The organism is Spirillospora sp. NPDC046719, assembly GCF_040645715.1.
GTDB lineage: Bacteria > Actinomycetota > Actinomycetes > Streptosporangiales > Streptosporangiaceae > Spirillospora.
The window spans coordinates 1-15,749 of record NZ_JBEYYT010000214.1 but is presented as its reverse complement, the minus strand read 5'-3'; the positions used below and the strand labels follow the sequence as shown (position 1 = coordinate 15,749).

Here is a 15,749-nt window from a genome sequence, read left to right as displayed (position 1 = left end):
GCCCTCGACCGCGTCCGGAACGGCGACGCCGACCTCACCGTCCTCGTCCTGGACGACGGCGGCGGGACCGCCGCACCGGCCCCCGCCGGCACCGGCTCCGGGATCCGCGGCATGCGCGACCGCGCCGAGGCCCTCGGCGGCACCCTCGACGCCGCGCCCCGCCCCGGCGGAGGGTTCGCCGTCCGCGCCACGCTCCCCACCTGACACGATGATCACATGAAGGTCTTCGTCTCGGTCGACATGGAAGGCGTCTCAGGGCTCACCGACCCCGAGGAGATGCGCGCCGGCGGGCGCGGCTACGAGCGCGGCTGCGAGCTGATGACGGGCGACGCGAACGCGGCGGTCCGCGCCGCGTTCGACGCGGGCGCCGACCAGGTCGTCGTCACCGACTCGCACGGCCGCGGCAAGAACCTGCGCGCCGACCTGATCGACGAGCGCTGCACGCTGATCCGGGGCCCGCACATGGCGATGCGGATGGGCGAGGGCCTGGACGCCTCCTTCGACGTCGCCCTGTACGTCGGCTACCACGCCCGCGCCGGCGCCGAACGCGGCGTCCTCAACCACACCTGGATGGGCCGCGAGATCCAGGACGCGCGCCTGAACGGGGAGGTCGCGGGGGAGATCCGGCTGATGGCGGGTTACGCGGGCTCGCTCGGCGTCCCCGTCGGCCTCGTCGCGGGCGACGAGGCCGCCTGCGTCGAGGCCCGTGACGTCCTCGGCGCCGTCCCGACCGTCGCCGTCAAGGCGGGCCGCGACCGCTACGCCGCCGAGCTGATCCCGCCCGCCCGCGCCCAGGAGATGATCTACGAGACGGCCCTGCGCTCCCTGCGCGCCCCGTCCGGCTGGCGCCCGCTGCGGCTCCCGTCCCCCTACACCCTGTCCATCGACTGGAACTCCACGTCGATCGCCCAGTCCTGCGCCCTCATCCCGGGCGTCACCCTGACCGCCTCCCGCACCACCGAGTTCACCTCGGCCGACTACGCCGAGGTCGTCGGCCTCCTCGGCATCTGCGCCACCCTCGCCGGCGACATCGCCTGCACAGGCCGCCACTACGGCTGACCCCCGCGCACGCCACAGCGCTTCCACACGCCTTGTCGGCCTTCGCTCAACTGCGAGCGAATTTGCGGCTCTTGGGCCGGATACCGGGTCAGCTGTCGCCGTAGGCGAGGAAGGTGACGGTGGCGTCGTGGCCGATGCCGACCAGTGCGCAGTCGAGCATGTGGCCGGTGACGGGCGAGGAACCGAAGGTGTCGTGGAACTCGCCGTGCTCCCAGTTCCAGTCCGTGTACTCCACGTTGGTCCACCACCGGGCGTCCGGCTGGAGCAGGGAAATGAGGTGCTCTAGCAGTGGCAGTGCGGTCTGTGCAGTCCATGGACCGACGGGGCTGCCGTAGGCCATTTCCTGGGTGGAGATGTGCACCAAGAAGGGTGGCATCTGTTCGGCGGTGGCCGGTACGGGGCGCAATGCTCGGGTGATTTCGTCCAGCGTGGACGGCGGTGGTGGTCCGGCATCCAGGAAAGGTCCCCGGTCGAACGAGGGATCGAAGAGCACCAGGTGGAGGAGTTCGGCCGGGGTGGGGCTCGGGTCGTCGCCAACGTGGACGCGCAGGAAATGGCCGCCGTCGGAGATGAGCGGAGCGAGCAGCCGGCGGATCTGGTGTGCCGTGTTCAGTTCAAGCCTCGCTGCGGGGTCAGTCGGTGGGGGTGTCGGCGGCCAGGGCCTCGTAGGCGGGGAGGAGGGCGTCGGTGAGAGGGCGGCGGCGGATCTTCAGCGGGGGCGGTGCCACGACCTGGAGGACGAAGCCGGGCGGGACGGGCGGCGCGGGCGGACGGTCGCGCAGGCGGGCCAGGCCCGACGGGGTCGTCCAGAAGCCGGCGGCCGAGAGCGGCTCGTCCTCCATGGCCAGCGGGTCGGGCGCGGCGGCGGGGCCGCGGCGCAGGGCGGTGAGGAGCTGGTCGCGGCTGCGGCCGTTCCATTCGAGGATGAGGAACGGGTCGTCGTCGAACGCCTCGGCGAGGAGGTACAGGACGGCCGCGGCGTGCTTGCACGGGTCGCCCCAGTCGGGGCAGTCGCACATCAGGTGCAGGTCGGAGGCCGTACTGGGGAACAGGGCGAGGCCGAGTTCGGCGAAGACCCATTCGATCTCCGGCGGCATCTCGCCGGCGAGGAGGCGGGCGCGGAACACGGCGCGGGACGCCAGTTCCTTCTCCGCGGCGCGCCAGTTCGCGGCGCCGATCCCCTCGATGCCGAGGGCCACCTCGTACGGCTCGGGCCGGGAGCCCCTGACCTTCGCGGTGACCTCGTAAGGGGTGACGCGCAGGTCGTACACCTGGCCTTTGCGGGCATAGGTGCGCCCGCGGGAGAGGCGCCCGGTGTCGGCGAACGACTCGACGAGGTCGATGAAGCGGCGCGACCACCACTGCGCGCCGATCGAGCCGCGCTTGGTGCGCGCCTTGATGCCCCCGTCGTCCATCAGTCGCTCACCGCCTCGGGGGACAGCCGCAGCACGTCGCGGAGTTCGGCGACGGACAGCTCGGTCAGCCATTCCTCGCCCGTGCCGACGATGGACTCGGCGAGGGCCTTCTTGCGCTCGATCATCTCGTCGACGCGCTCCTCCATCGTCCCGACGCAGATGAACTTGCGGACCTGCACGTTGCGGGTCTGGCCGATGCGGAACGCCCGGTCGGTGGCCTGGTCCTCGACGGCGGGGTTCCACCACCGGTCGACGTGCACGACGTGGTTGGCGGCGGTCAGCGTGAGGCCGGTGCCGGCCGCCTTGAGGGACAGCAGGAAGATCGCCGGCTCCTCGTCCCGCTGGAAGTGCTGGACGAGGTCGTCGCGGGCCTGCTTGGACGTCCCGCCGTGCAGCCAGAGCACCGGGCGTTCGAGCCGGGCCGCGAGGTAGGGCTGGAGCATCGAGCCGAACTCGGCGTACTGGGTGAAGACGAGCGCCTTCTCGCCCTGGTCGAGGACCTCGGCGCAGATCTCCTCGAGCCGTTCGAGCTTCCCGGACCGGCCCGGCAGCCGCGAGCCGTCCTTCAGCAGGTGCGCGGGATGGTTGCAGACCTGCTTGAGCTTGGCCATCGTCGCGAGGACGAGCCCGCGCCGCTGCTTGTCGTCGGCCTCGGCGATCTGCTCCAGCATGTCGTCGACGGTGGCCTGGTAGAGGGACGCCTGCTCGGTCGTCAGGTTGCAGTAGACCTTGATCTCCTGCTTCTCCGGCAGGTCGGAGATGATCGATCTGTCGGTCTTGAGGCGGCGCAGGATGAACGGCTGCGTCGCCCGCTTGAGCGCGAGCGCCGCCTGCTCGTCGCCCTCGCGCTCGATGGGCACGGCGAACCGCTGCCGGAACACCGAGCGCGGCCCGAGCAGCCCCGGGTTGGCGAACTCCATGATCGACCAGAGCTCGGTGAGGTGGTTCTCGACGGGCGTGCCGGTGAGCGCGATCCGGGTGCGCGCCGGGATGCTCCGCACCGCCCGGGCCTGCCGGGTGCCGCTGTTCTTCAGCGCCTGCGCCTCGTCGCAGACGACCCGCTCCCATCCGACGGGCGCGAGCATCTCCGCGTCCCGCGCCGCCGTCCCGTAGGTCGTCAGCACCAGGTCGGCGGCCGCGGCGGCCTTGAGCAGGTCCTCGCCGCGGTGCCGGCCCGTCCCGTGGTGGACGTACACGCGCAGCTTCGGCGCGAACCGCGCCGCCTCCCGCTGCCAGTTCCCCACCAGCGACATCGGCAGGATCGCCAGCGTGGGGCCGGGGCGGGCGTCGTTCTCCCGTTCGTGGACGAGAAGGGACAGAACGGAGATCGTCTTGCCAAGCCCCATATCGTCCGCGAGCAGGGCACCGAGCCCCAGATCGTTCATGAAGGTCAGCCAGGCCAGGCCGCGCTCCTGGTACGGGCGCAGGTCGGCGTCCAGGTCGTCGGGCGTGCGCATCGGGGTGAGGCGGCGGTCGGCCTCGCCGGACAGGAGGTCGCCGAAGGTGCCGTCGGCGTCGACGGCGGTCAGCGGGAGCGCGTCGTCGCCCGCGTGGACGATCGCGCGGATCGCCTCGGCGGCGGCCATCCGGCCTTGGCGCGGGTGGCGCAGGAAGTCGAGGGCGGCTTCGAGCTGCTCCTCGTCCAGCTCGACCCACTGGCCGCGCAGCCGGACGAGCGGGGTCTTCAGCCGGGCCAGCTCCTCGAGTTCCGCCTCGTCGATGCTCTCGTCGCCGATGGCGAGGTCCCACCGGAAGTTCACCATGCCCTTGAGGTCGAAGCCGGACGGCGCGGCGGCGCCTGCGGACGCCTCGGGGTCGTCGGTGCGGGTGGTCAGCTTCATGCCGAGCTTCGCCTTGCCCGCCCACTGGGGGAGCAGGACGCCGAACCCGGCGGCGGCCAGCATCGGCGCGGCGCGGCGGAGGAAGCGGAACGCGCCGGCGGTGTCGAGGGTCAGCGCGGCGGGCGCCGGGTCGTCGAGCGCGGGCGCGATGTCGGGGAACAGGCGCAGCGCGCGGCCGAGGCCGGCGAGGAGCGTCTCCTCCGCGTCCGGGATCGAGGTGGCGTCGCCCGCCCACACCATCGCGGCGGGCACGTAGAGGCTGGGGTCGTCGGTGCCCTGGAGCGCGAACTCGACCCTCCAGGCGTCGCCGGGCTCGGTCTCCTCCTCCTCGTCCCGTTCGGGGAACGGGTCGGCGCTGAACTCCTCGGCGCCCGGCTCGGCGAGCCGGAAGCAGACGCGCAGCGGCCCGGACGGGCGGCGCGCGGCGGCGGCCCACGCGTCCAGCTCGGCGATCAGCTCGTCGGGGTCGTCGCCGGGCTCCCGCGCGACCTCGGCGGACGGGCCGGTCAGCGCCTCCGCCCAGCGCTCGGCGAGCGGCAGCCGGTCGGGCACCCGGCCGCGCCGGGCCGGCAGCAGGGGATGCGGGACGGTGCCCCGGACGGCCGTGTCGACCAGCCCGGACAGCGCCTCCCGGAGCACCTCGGCGGCGGGACGGCCCCCGTCGGCGGCGCGGCACGCGGCGGGCATCGCGCGGGCCAGCGCCCGGAACCGGGCCGGGTCGTCGAGGACGGGGCGCCAGCGGGCGACGAGGTCGCCGTCCTCGCGCAGCAGCGCGGGCAGCACCTGGCCGCGCCGGGCGAGGTGCACGGCCTCGTCCGCGAGGACGCACAGGAACCGCAGGTCGGAACCGGGGACGACGTCGCCGCTGTGCTCGGCGGCCTGGAGCAGCGCCATCGCCGGGAACGGCTCCAGCACCAGCGCCGGCACCCGCCACGGCCGCAGCCCCGGCTCCTCGGACACCGGTTCGGGGCCGAGCTCGGCGGACGGCAGCGGATGGTCGCCGGCGGTCGGCAGCATCATCGTCAGCTCGACGCGGAACGCGCCGCGCAGGAGCGGCTCGTAGGACGTCCCGCCGAAGTCGCGGGTCGCGAACGGGTGCTCGTCGCCGCCGGACGGCTCGTGCGGGCCGGTGCGCTCGGCCCACAGGCAGAGCGCTCCGCCATGCCAGGCGGCATGGGCGACCAGCATCCGAGCCCCCCGGTGACGTGCGATGTGACTGCCGCGCCCGAAGCTACCAGTGGTGTCCGACAGCCGGGCCGCCGCGACGGGCGGGGCGGTGGTGGCCGGCGGGACACCCGGGCTTGTTAGGTTCGGGACGTCGGTCGACCAGAGGATCTTGGAGGCGTTCGTGGGCGAGTTCGTGCGGGTGGAGACGGAGGGCGGCGTCGCGACGATCCGGCTGGACCGTCCGAAGATGAACGCCCTGAACGCGCGGATGCAGCGGGAGCTGATCGAGGCGGCGGGCGAGGTCGCCGCGGACGACGCGGTCGCGGCGGTGGTGCTGTACGGCGGGGAGCGGGTGTTCGCGGCCGGCGCCGACATCAAGGAGATGGCGCCGATGGGGTACGCGGAGATGGCGGCGGGCCACTCCCGGCTGCTGCAGGACTTCACCAAGGCGCTCGCCGGGATCCCGAAGCCGGTCATCGCGGCGATCACCGGGTACGCGCTGGGCGGCGGCCTGGAGGTCGCGCTGACCGCGGACTTCCGCGTCGCGGGCGAGGGCGCGAAGGTCGGGCAGCCGGAGATCCAGCTCGGCATCATCCCCGGCGCGGGCGGCACGCAGCGGCTCGCGCGGCTCGTCGGGCCGTCCAGGGCCAAGGACCTGATCTTCTCCGGACGGCACGTCGCGGCGGACGAGGCGCTCGCGATGGGCCTGGTGGACCGGGTCGTCCCGGACGCCGACGTCTACACGGCGGCCAAGGAGTGGGCGGCGTCGTTCGTGGGCGGGCCCGCGGTCGCGCTGCGCGCCGCGAAGCAGGCCGTTGACGCGGGCCTGGAGGTCGACCTGGCGACCGGGCTGGAGATCGAGCGGGTGCAGTTCGCCGCGCTGTTCGCCACCGAGGACCAGAAGGACGGCATGAAGTCCTTCATGGAGGAGGGGCCGGGCAAGGCGACGTTCAAGGGCCGCTGAGCGCGCGCTCCCGCGCCGCCGTGCCGCCCGGTGCCGTCGCTTGGGTGGCCGCGCGCTCCTGCGCGTCGAGGACGTCGGCGGCGTAGCGCTCGGTCCAGCGGCCCAGGGCGGAAAGAGGTTCGAGCATCCCGCGCCCGGCGCCGGTCAGCTCGTACTCCACGCGCGGCGGCGCCTCGGCATAGCGGCGGCGGACGACCAGCCCGTTGTGCTCGAGGCGCCGCAGCGTCTCCGTCAGCACCTTGTGGCTGATGCCGCCGATCCGGTCCTGGAGTTCGCGCGGGCGCAGCGGGCCGTGCTGCAGCGTCCACACCACCACGCCGGTCCAGGTGCCGGACAGCAGGTCGAGGCCGAGCCGCGTCTGGCAGTCGGCGACGAACTCGAGATCGTCCATTCTGCCCTCCCGATACGCACCGGATGGTGCGGAACGAACCGCTTAGCGTCCCGTCCGACGGTAATCGACACGGGAGGTCGTCATGCGGATCGGTGTGCTGGGCGCGGGCAACATGGCGGACGCGCTCGCCGCGCAGTGGGCGCGCAAGGGGCACGAGGTACGGATCGGGGCGCGGGAGCCGGAGAAGGCCGTCGCGTTGGCGGGCCGCATCGGCGGCGGCGCGGAAGGCGGGACGCTGCGGGAGGCGGCCGCGTTCGGGGAGGCGGTCCTGCTGGCCGTCACCCATGAGGGCGTCGAGGACGCCCTGCGGCAGGCGGGCCCCCTCGCGGGACGCGTCCTCCTCGACTGCACGAACCCGATGGAGCCGCCGTTCGAGCGGATGAAGACCGAGGGCGGCCCCTCGGCGGCGCGCCGCATCGCCGACCTGACCGGCGCGCGGGTGGTGAAGGCGTTCAACACGTGCCCGGACACGGTGTGGCGGATGGCGCCGCCGGAGTTCGGCGGGCGGCCCCTCGGCGTCCCGCTGTGCGGGGACGACCCGGACGCGCTGGCCGTGGCGCGCCGCCTGGTGTCCGACATCGGCTGCGTCCCGATGAACGGTGGCGGGCTGGCGCGGGCCAGGCTCCTGGAGGCGACGACGGCGTTCCTCGTCGGCCTCTGGATGGCGGGGGAGGACCCGGTGGCGATGCTGCCGCCGGCCGCCGTTGTGGCGGACGTCGAACCGATCCGGACGTCCGAAACCGCCGCCCGCTGACGGCCAGCGGGACGGCCCCGGCCCGGGGCCGTCCCGCGTCCGGACCGAGGGCGAACCGACGGCGGGCCGAGGGCGGGCACCGCGCGCGTCCGGGGCGCCGGATCCGGACGCCATGCGATTTCGGCGGCCGGCCCGGTCCGGACGAAGATCGCCGATAGCATCTGCCGCCATGCGACACGCGTACCGAACCGCGCTCGTGACCGGCGCGTCCAGCGGGATCGGCGAGAGCTTCGCCCGCCTCCTCGCCGCCCGCGGCACCGACCTGGTCATCGTGGCCCGCCGCGGCGACCTGCTGGACGGGCTCGCCCGCGAGCTGGTCGAGCGGTACCGGGTCGCGGTCGAGGTGCTGGCCGCCGACCTCACCGACCCCGCGCAGCGCGGCGAGATCGAGCGGCGGCTGCGCGCCGAACCCGTCGAGCTCCTGGTCAACAACGCGGGCCACGGCGCTTTTGGAGCGTTCGCGGACCTGCCGGTGGAGGACCACCTCCGGCAGATGGAGCTGAACGTCACCGCGCTGGTGCGGCTCACCCACGCGGCGATCCCCGGGATGATCCTGCGCGGCCGCGGCGGCGTGCTGAACGTCGCGTCCATGGCCGGGTTCACGCCGTCGCCCGGCAGCGCCACCTACGGCGCGACCAAGGCGTACGTCGCGTCCTTCTCCGAGAGCCTGCACGCGGAGGTCGCGTCCAAGGGCGTCCATGTGACCGCGCTGTGCCCCGGGTTCACCCGCACCGAGGACGACGCCCCGACGAACCTGCTGTGGCTGCGCCGCGACGACGTGGCCAGGGCCGGGCTGGACGCGGTGGCGGCCGGCCGCGCGCTCTGCGTTCCCGGCGCGCAGTACAAGGCCGCGCTGCCCGCGCTGAAGCTCGTCCCGCGCCCGCTGCTCCGCGCCGCGGTGAACCGGATGTGGCACCAGGCGGCCGACACGCAGTGACAAAAGGAAGCCGCTGGTTTCGCTCAGGTCTACAAAACACTCCCGTGGTTGATTGTCACGGGGGTGACTTGACGCGGGTCAGGTGGACTGGCGACCATCGAACCTACGCTTGAGTAGGTTGAGGTTCGGCCTGCCGGGCGCCCCAGAACGTGCCGCGGGCGCGGCGGCACCGTCCGGCACTCCAACTCGTCCAGCGAAGGAAACGCATGTCCGTGACCCCCGAAGAGAAGTTCCAGACCGGCCTCCTGCTCGACCTCGAGCCGGTGGTCGAGACGGAGCTCAACCGGCACCTGTCCATGGCCAAGGAATGGTTCCCGCACCAGTACGTGCCGTGGAGCGAGGGCCGCGACTTCGACGGGCCGCTCGACGGCGAGCCCTGGTCGATCGAGCAGTCGAAGGTGACCCCGGAGGCGCGCGAGTCCCTCATCGTCAACCTCCTGACCGAGGACAACCTGCCCGGCTACCACCGCGCCATCGCGACCGTGTTCGGCCGCGAGGGCGCCTGGGGCACCTGGGTCAACCGGTGGACGGCCGAGGAGAACCGGCACGGCATCGTCATCCGCGACTACCTCACCGTCACCCGCGCCGTCGACCCCGTCGCGCTCGAGCGGGCCCGGATGCACCACATGGAGGCCGGCTACGAGGCCGACCACGGCGAATCGTTCCTGCACGGCACCGCCTACGTGTCGTTCCAGGAGCTGGCCACCCGCGTGTCGCACCGCAACACCGGCAAGGCGTCCGGTGACCCGCTCTGCGAGCAAATGATGGCGCGCGTCGCGGCCGACGAGAACCTGCACATGATCTTCTACCGGAACCTGATGGGCGCCGCGCTGGAGGCCGCCCCGAACGAGACGATGCGGGCCATCACCGACGTCGTCAAGGCGTTCCAGATGCCCGGCCACAGCATCGACGGGTTCCTGCGCAAGTCCGTCGTCATCGCCAACGCCGGCATCTACGACCTGCGCCTGCACCACGACGACGTCCTCAGCCCCGTGCTGCGCAAGTGGGGGGTCTTCGACCGCACGGACCTGACCGGCGACGGGGAGAAGGCCCGCGAGGAGCTCGCCGAGTTCATGGAGCAGCTCGACGCCGCCGCGACCAAGTTCGAGACCCGCCGCGAGGAGCGCCGCGCCCGCCAGGCCGCCCGCAAGGGCTGAGCCCCGCACAGGGACCGCCCCGCACAGGGACCGCCCCGCACCGGGACCGCCCCGCACCGGGACCGCCCCGCACCGCGCCGGGACCGCCTCGCGCCGCGTCGCGGCCGTTTCGTGATCTTCTCGCGGGAACGGCCGCGCCGCCGCCGGCGTCCGATCGGGTTTCGCCGGAACGTGATCGCGGTTTCCGGCGTCTCAGTGTTCATGGGGACCCAACGGCGCCTGGGTGAGTATCGGCTGCTGGACGAGATCGGCCGGGGGAGCACCGCGATCGTGCACCTGGCCCTGGACGCGCAGGGCCGCGAGGTCGCGGTCAAGGAGCTGTGCCCGCAGGTCGCGGGCGAGCCGGAGGCGCTCGCGCGGCTGGCCCGCGAGCTGGCCGTGCAGGCGCGGGTGAACAGCCGGTACGTGGCGCGGCTGCTGGACGGCCGGGTGTCGGCGGAGCGGCCGTACGTCGTCATGCAGTACGTGCCGGGCTGCCCGCTGAACGCGCTGGTCGACGCGTACGGGCCGCTCGCGGGGGACCGGCTCGTCCGGTTCGCGCGGCGGCTGGCGCTGGCCGTCGCCGACGTGCACGACGCGGGCGTGCTGCACCGGGACGTCTCGCCCGGCAACGTGATCGTGCTGGGCGACCGGCCGACGCTGATCGACTTCGGCATCTCCCACCAGGAGGGGATGGAGCAGATCACCCGGCGCGGGATGGTCGTGGGGACGCCCGCCTACCTGGCCCCGGAGCTGATCGAGGGGGAGCGCGCCACGACCGCGTCGGACGCGTTCTCCTGGGCGGCGACCGCGGCGTTCGCGGCGACGGGCCGCCCGCCGTTCGGGCGGGGCTCGCTGCACGGGGTGTGCTTCCGGATCCTGCGCGGCCAGGCGGATCTGGACGGGGTGCCGGAGCCGCTGCTCGGGGTGGTGCGCCGCGCGCTGGCGCGGGACCCGGCGGACCGGCCGACCGCCCGCTGGATCGCGGGGGCGCTCGCGCAAAGTGACGACCCTATCACGGTTCGCGGCCGGTTTGCGGCGGCCTGAGATGACCGTTGAATCCTTCTCGCCGGGGCGGCGAAGGTAGGGTTTCGGAAACGATGGAGGGAGCAGTCACGTCCGGGGACCGTATCGGCCACTACAGCGTGCTCCAGACCCTCGGGGAAGGGGGCATGGGCGTCGTCTACCTCGGCGCCGACCCCGAGGGTCGCAACGTGGCCATCAAGGTGCTGCGGCCGGCGGTGGCGGGCGACGCCACGGCACGCCGCAGGCTGGCCCGCGAGGTCGACTCGATGCGGCGCGTGCACAGCCCCCACGTCGCGGAGATCCTCGACGCCGACGTCACCGCCGACCAGCCCTATATCGTCACCCAGTACGTGCCCGGCCGCACGCTGGAGGAGGTCGTCGAGGAGGGCGGCCCGATCTACGGGCCGGGCCTGCAGCGGCTGACGGTCGGCCTGGCGTCGGCGCTGTCGGCCATCCACGGCGCGGGGATCGTGCACCGCGACCTCAAGCCGGGCAACGTCATGATCGTGGACGGCGAGCCCGTCGTGATCGACTTCGGTATCGCGCAGGGCGCGGACGCGACCCGGCTGACCGCCACCGGCATGGTCATCGGCACCCCCGGCTACCTCGCCCCGGAGATCATCGAGGGCGAGGACGCGGGGCCGCCGTCGGACGTGCACGCGCTCGCCGGCACGGTCGCCTACGCCGCGACCGGCCGCCCGCCGTTCGGCTCCGGCACCTTCGAGTCGATCTTCTACAAGATCATGCAGGGCACGCCCGACCTGGACGGCGTGCCGGAGGCGCTGCTGCCGCTGCTGCGCTCGGCGATGGCCCGCAACCCGGCCGAGCGGCCCACCGCGGTGAACCTCGTCCAGCTGGCCCGGCGCATCCACCTCGAAGCGACGATCACCGACCAGACGCGGATCGACCAGCACTACACCCGCCCGGACGCGACGTCCCAGCCGGTCGGGCGGCCCGCGCCCGACCACGCCCGGCAGTTCGCGATGCCGCCGGACGAGACGCCCGGCCGCACGGACGGGCTCGCCGGCGGGCCGGCCCCCGCGCCCGCGCCGCTGCCGGCGCCCGCGCCCGTCCCGGCGCAGCCGAAGGACTTCGTCGGGCAGCTCCCGCCGGCCGCGCCGCCGCCCGTCCCGCCGCCCGCGCCCGGCCCCTACGACGCCGCGCCCCGGTACGGACCGCAGAACTACGGCACGCAGGGGACGTACCAGCCGGCGAACTACGGCCCCTACAACCAGCAGCCGACCCAGCCGCCCCCCAACCAGCCGCCGCCGAACGCGCTGCAGCGCGGCCCGCAGCAGGGCGGCCCCTACGACCCGCAGCAGCAGGACACGCAGCACCGCCGTCCCGAACCCGCCCGCGACGACCGCGACAAGGACGCCCGCAAGCCCTACGGGTGGTACCGGGTGCTCGGCTTCCTCGTCCTGGTGGCGCTCCTCGGCTTCGCCAACATCGCGCCGCTGCTCGCGGTCGGCGTGACGATCGTGGGCGTGCTGGTGCTGCGCAGCGCCGACAAGGCCGCGCAGGGCATGGAGGGCAAGCGGACCCGGCGCGGCCCCCGCTCGGGCGACGCGGTCGCCGCCGCGTTCCGGACGCCGCTGCACCTGCCCGGCGCCGTGATGGTCACCGCGCTGCTGGCGGCGCTCAGCGTGTTCGCCGGGCTCGTCCTGCTCGGCGTGCTGATCTTCACCAAGTCCGACATGACGGCGTCCCGGGCGATCGCGTACTCGGCGATGGCGGTGATCGGGCTGCTCTGCCTGGCGCCGGGCAGCGGCGCGCCGCGCCGCCAGCTCGCCCGGATCTGGGGGGCGCTGCTCCCGCGCACCGAGGCCGCCCTCGCCGCCGCCCTCATCCTGGGGATCTTCGCGGCGGTGCTGGTCGGCCTCTCCCAGAAGCAGCCACCCGACACCACCCCGCTGGACGGCATGAGCCAGAACCTGGAGAGCCTGCGCAGCGATGTCCACGACCTCGTCACCGGGTTCCCGTTCGTCTGACGGGGCCTGGCTCCCCCCGCCGCCGCGCGGGGCTCCGGGCGGTCCGCCGCCGTTCTCCGCCCCGGTCCCCGCGCCGCCGCTCCCGCAGGACGCGCTCCCCGCCGAACCCTTGGACGCGGGCGGGGAGATGATCGGCCCGTACCGCCCGGTGGAGCTGATCGGCTCCGGCGGCATGGGGCAGGTGTTCCGCGCCCGTGACCCGCGCGGCGGCACGTTCGCCGTCAAGACCCTGCACCCCCACCTGGTCGACGCCGCCGACTCGCGCGCCCGGCTGCGCCGCGAGGTCGAGACGATGGGCCGGGTCACCAGCCCCCGCGTCGCCGAGATCGTCGAGTTCGACGTGGACGCCCGCGTCCCCTACATCGTCACCCGGTACGTCGAGGGGCGGCCGCTGCTGGACGAGGTCCGCGTCGGCGGCGCGATCACCGGCGCGGCGCTGTGGCGGATCGCCGTCGGCACCGCCGAGGCGCTGGAGGCGGTTCACCGCGCCGGCGTCGTCCACCGCGACATCAAGCCCGGCAACGTGCTGCTGGAGGCCGGCGAGCCGGTCGTGATCGACTTCGGCATCTCCCAGGGCGTCGACGACACCCGGCTCACCCACACCGGCGGCGGCCGGTCCGGCACCTGGCGCTACCTCGCGCCCGAACTGCTGGAGGGCGCCGACGCGGGCCCGTCCGCGGACGTGTTCGCGTGGGCCGCGACCGTGGCGTTCGCCGCGACCGGCGCCGACCTCTACGACGCCCCGAACGACGCGGCGGTCTGCGTCCGGATCATCCGCGGCGACCACGACCTGAGCGGCGTCCCCGACGAGCTGCGGCCGCTGCTCGCCGACGCGCTCGCCGCCGACCCGGCCGCCCGCCCGTCCGCGGAGGCGCTGGTGAAGCGGCTGCGGGCGCTGCGCCCCGACTCCGCCGGGCTGCGGGTGTCCACCGGCGGCGGCCCGGCCGTGTCCACCGGGGGCCGCGCGTCCGGCGAACGGCCCCGCCCGCTGGCGCCGATCGGCCCGTACCGGCCGCTGCAGCGGCTCGGCCGCGGCGGCATGGGCGACGTCTTCCTCGCCCGCGCCGACGACGGCCGGATGATCGCGATCAAGACGCTGCACCCGTTCCTGCCCGCCGAGTTCCAGGCGAAGGACCGGCTGCGCCGCGAGGTCGAGGCGATGCGCCGGATCCGCAGCCGCAACGTCGTCGAGCTCGTCGACCACGACGTGGACGCCGACCCGCCCTACATCGTCACCCGCTACGTCGAGGGCACCTCCCTGCTGGAGACGGTCAAGCGCCGCGGCCCGCTGCCCCGCGACGGGCTGCTCCGGCTCGCCGGCGGCCTGGCCGGCGCGCTCGCCGCCGTCCACGAGGCCGAGAGCGTCCACCGCGACGTCAACCCGGGCAACGTGATGATGGTGTCCGGCGACCCGATCCTGATCGACTTCGGCATCGCGTCCCTGTCCGGGGCGTCGCGGCTGACCCAGGGGCCCGTCGGCACGCCCGGCTACGTCTCGCCCGAGGTGCTGGAGGGCAGGCCCGCCGGGCCGCCCACCGACGTGTTCGGCTGGGCCGCGACGATCGCCTACGCCGCGACCGGGCGCCGCACCTACGAGGCGACGAGCCCGGCGGCGTTCGTCCGCCGCGTCCTGACCGGGTGGCCGGACCTCGCCGGCATCGACCCCGACCTGCGCGAGGTGCTGGAGGACGCGCTGGCCCGCGACCCCGACCAGCGGCCCGACGCGGCGGAGCTGGCCGCGCGGTTCGCCAACCCCGGCTCGATCGCGCCCCGGCTGCGGCTCAAGCCCGCCCCGAAACCGGAGCCGCCCCCGCCGCCCGAGCCGGCGCCGCCGGCGGACCGGGTCGTCGCGGGCCGCGCCGCGTTCGCGCAGGCCGGCTTTGCGCTGACGGTCTCGGTGATCGAGGTGTCGCTCGCCGAGGCCAAGCGGGAGCTCGTCGCCGCCGAGCGCAGCCACGCCATCGGCGGCACCTGGTCCGAGCACGCCGCCGGCCACGCCCGCAAGTCCCTCGACGCCGCGACCCGCGCGGCCCGCGACGCCCGCACCGGCACCGGCGTCCCCGCCAACGCCCCCCGCCTCGCCGAGATCTACCAGGCCGCGAGCCTCTACGCGAGGCACGCGCAGGGCCTCCTCCAGGGCCGCCCGGTGATGCCGGGGCGGCTCGCCGACGTCCGCCGCGTCATCGCGCTGCTCGGCACCGCCCGCTTCACCCGCGCCCGCTTCAAGGAGGGGTACGACCCCGCCGAGGTCGACGGGTTCCTCGCCCGCGTCCGCGACTGGCTGGAGGGCGACCGCCGCGGCCTCGCCGAGGTCATCGGCGCCGACGACGTCCGCGCCCGCTCGTTCACCCTCCGGCGGCTCCGCGAGACCTACGACAAGGACGAGGTCGACGCCTTCCTCGCCGCCCTGGAAACCGAACTCCGCCGCACCGGTTATATCTAGCGGCGTGCGCGCCTCTGCCGGCCAGCTGTGCCCGCATCGCGTGCCTGCACGTGGGGGGTGGTGGCGGATCGCTGCGGGGGCGGTGGGGCGGTGGGTAGGGTGGCGGGCCATATGAGCGGCGAGACGAGCCACCAGGAGCACATCGGGCCGTACCGGCTGCTGGCGCGGCCGGCCGGTGCGTCCGGCGTGCACCGGGCCACCGGGCCGGACGGGCGCGACGTGGCGATCAGGCTGCTCCCGCCGGGTGCCGCGCCGGACATCGAGCGGATGCGCGCGGTGGCCAGCCCCTACGCGGCGGACGTCCTGGACGGGGAGTCCGGAGGGCGGCGGCCGTACGTGGTGTCGCGGTTCGTGCCGGGCCGTCCGCTGGCGGAGGTCGTCGCGGAGCAGGGGCCGATGGCGGGCGACGCGCTGCGGCGCATGGCGGCCGGGCTGGCGAAGGCGCTCGCCGCCGTGCACCGGGCGGGGCTGGCGCACGGCGAGCTGGGGCCCGGGACGGTGCTGGTGGTGGACGGCGCGCCGGTCGTGGTGGACTTCGGGCTGGCGGCGGGGGCGCACGGGCCCGGCGACGTGCGCGCCTGGGCGGCGACGGTGGCGTTCGCGGCGACCGGGCGGTACGAGGCGC

13 protein-coding genes and 1 pseudogene are annotated in these 15,749 nt (G+C 74.6%); 10 read left to right on the top strand and 4 right to left on the bottom strand.

Annotated elements, in window-relative coordinates:
* A pseudogene (locus ABZ914_RS30250) lies at nucleotides 1–204 on the top strand (sensor histidine kinase); the annotation flags it as partial.
* A 12-nt stretch (nucleotides 205–216) separates the two neighbouring features.
* A complete protein-coding gene (locus ABZ914_RS30245; RefSeq protein ID WP_500197357.1) occupies nucleotides 217–1,059 on the top strand; it encodes a M55 family metallopeptidase in 843 nt (280 codons plus the stop codon).
* 88 nt (nucleotides 1,060–1,147) lie between these two features.
* On the opposite strand, the gene ABZ914_RS30240 is transcribed toward ABZ914_RS30245, so the two are convergent.
* The 3 genes from ABZ914_RS30240 to ABZ914_RS30230 all read right to left on the bottom strand — a co-directional run bounded on the left by ABZ914_RS30240 (nucleotide 1,148) and on the right by ABZ914_RS30230 (nucleotide 5,503).
* Nucleotides 1,148–1,435 (bottom strand): hypothetical protein, encoded by a 288-nt coding sequence (locus ABZ914_RS30240; RefSeq protein WP_500197356.1) that lies wholly within the window; start codon nucleotides 1,433–1,435, stop codon nucleotides 1,148–1,150.
* 256 nt (nucleotides 1,436–1,691) lie between these two features.
* Nucleotides 1,692–2,474, bottom strand: coding sequence for an SWIM zinc finger family protein (locus ABZ914_RS30235; protein WP_500197354.1), 783 nt, complete (start codon nucleotides 2,472–2,474; stop codon nucleotides 1,692–1,694).
* Complete coding sequence (locus ABZ914_RS30230) at nucleotides 2,474–5,503, bottom strand: DEAD/DEAH box helicase (protein ID WP_500197352.1); 3,030 nt, start codon at nucleotides 5,501–5,503, stop codon at nucleotides 2,474–2,476. Before ABZ914_RS30230 ends, ABZ914_RS30235 begins: the two co-directional genes overlap by 1 nt.
* Before the next feature lie 160 nt (nucleotides 5,504–5,663).
* Here ABZ914_RS30230 and ABZ914_RS30225 point away from each other — a divergent pair, with 160 nt between their 5' ends.
* Entirely contained in the window at nucleotides 5,664–6,446 is a 783-nt protein-coding gene (locus tag ABZ914_RS30225; protein WP_500197359.1) for an enoyl-CoA hydratase/isomerase family protein, read from the top strand.
* On the opposite strand, the gene ABZ914_RS30220 is transcribed toward ABZ914_RS30225, so the two are convergent.
* Nucleotides 6,433–6,837 (bottom strand): winged helix-turn-helix transcriptional regulator, encoded by a 405-nt coding sequence (locus ABZ914_RS30220; protein WP_500197351.1) that lies wholly within the window; start codon nucleotides 6,835–6,837, stop codon nucleotides 6,433–6,435. The genes ABZ914_RS30225 and ABZ914_RS30220 overlap by 14 nt on opposite strands.
* Nucleotides 6,838–6,919: 82 nt before the next feature.
* Here ABZ914_RS30220 and ABZ914_RS30215 point away from each other — a divergent pair, with 82 nt between their 5' ends.
* The 7 genes from ABZ914_RS30215 to ABZ914_RS30185 form a co-directional block, all read left to right on the top strand.
* On the top strand, nucleotides 6,920–7,591 hold the full coding sequence (locus tag ABZ914_RS30215; protein WP_500197349.1) for an NADPH-dependent F420 reductase: 672 nt from the start codon (nucleotides 6,920–6,922) through the stop codon (nucleotides 7,589–7,591).
* Nucleotides 7,592–7,760: 169 nt separating this feature from the next.
* Nucleotides 7,761–8,528 (top strand): SDR family NAD(P)-dependent oxidoreductase, encoded by a 768-nt coding sequence (locus tag ABZ914_RS30210; RefSeq protein ID WP_190852214.1) that lies wholly within the window; start codon nucleotides 7,761–7,763, stop codon nucleotides 8,526–8,528.
* 206 nt (nucleotides 8,529–8,734) lie between these two features.
* The gene (locus ABZ914_RS30205; protein ID WP_190852210.1) at nucleotides 8,735–9,685 is read left to right on the top strand and encodes an acyl-ACP desaturase; all 951 of its coding nucleotides are present in this window, start codon (nucleotides 8,735–8,737) and stop codon (nucleotides 9,683–9,685) included.
* A gap of 201 nt (nucleotides 9,686–9,886) precedes the next feature.
* A complete protein-coding gene (locus ABZ914_RS30200) occupies nucleotides 9,887–10,711 on the top strand; it encodes a serine/threonine-protein kinase (protein ID WP_500197347.1) in 825 nt (274 codons plus the stop codon).
* Nucleotides 10,712–10,764: 53 nt separating this feature from the next.
* Nucleotides 10,765–12,681, top strand: a complete 1,917-nt coding sequence (locus ABZ914_RS30195; protein ID WP_500197346.1) for a serine/threonine-protein kinase — start codon at nucleotides 10,765–10,767, stop codon at nucleotides 12,679–12,681.
* A 127-nt stretch (nucleotides 12,682–12,808) separates the two neighbouring features.
* The gene (locus ABZ914_RS30190) at nucleotides 12,809–15,124 is read left to right on the top strand and encodes a protein kinase domain-containing protein (protein WP_500197344.1); all 2,316 of its coding nucleotides are present in this window, start codon (nucleotides 12,809–12,811) and stop codon (nucleotides 15,122–15,124) included.
* A gap of 111 nt (nucleotides 15,125–15,235) precedes the next feature.
* The coding region (locus ABZ914_RS30185; protein WP_500197342.1) for a protein kinase family protein at nucleotides 15,236–15,749 on the top strand (514 nt) is incomplete at its 3' end.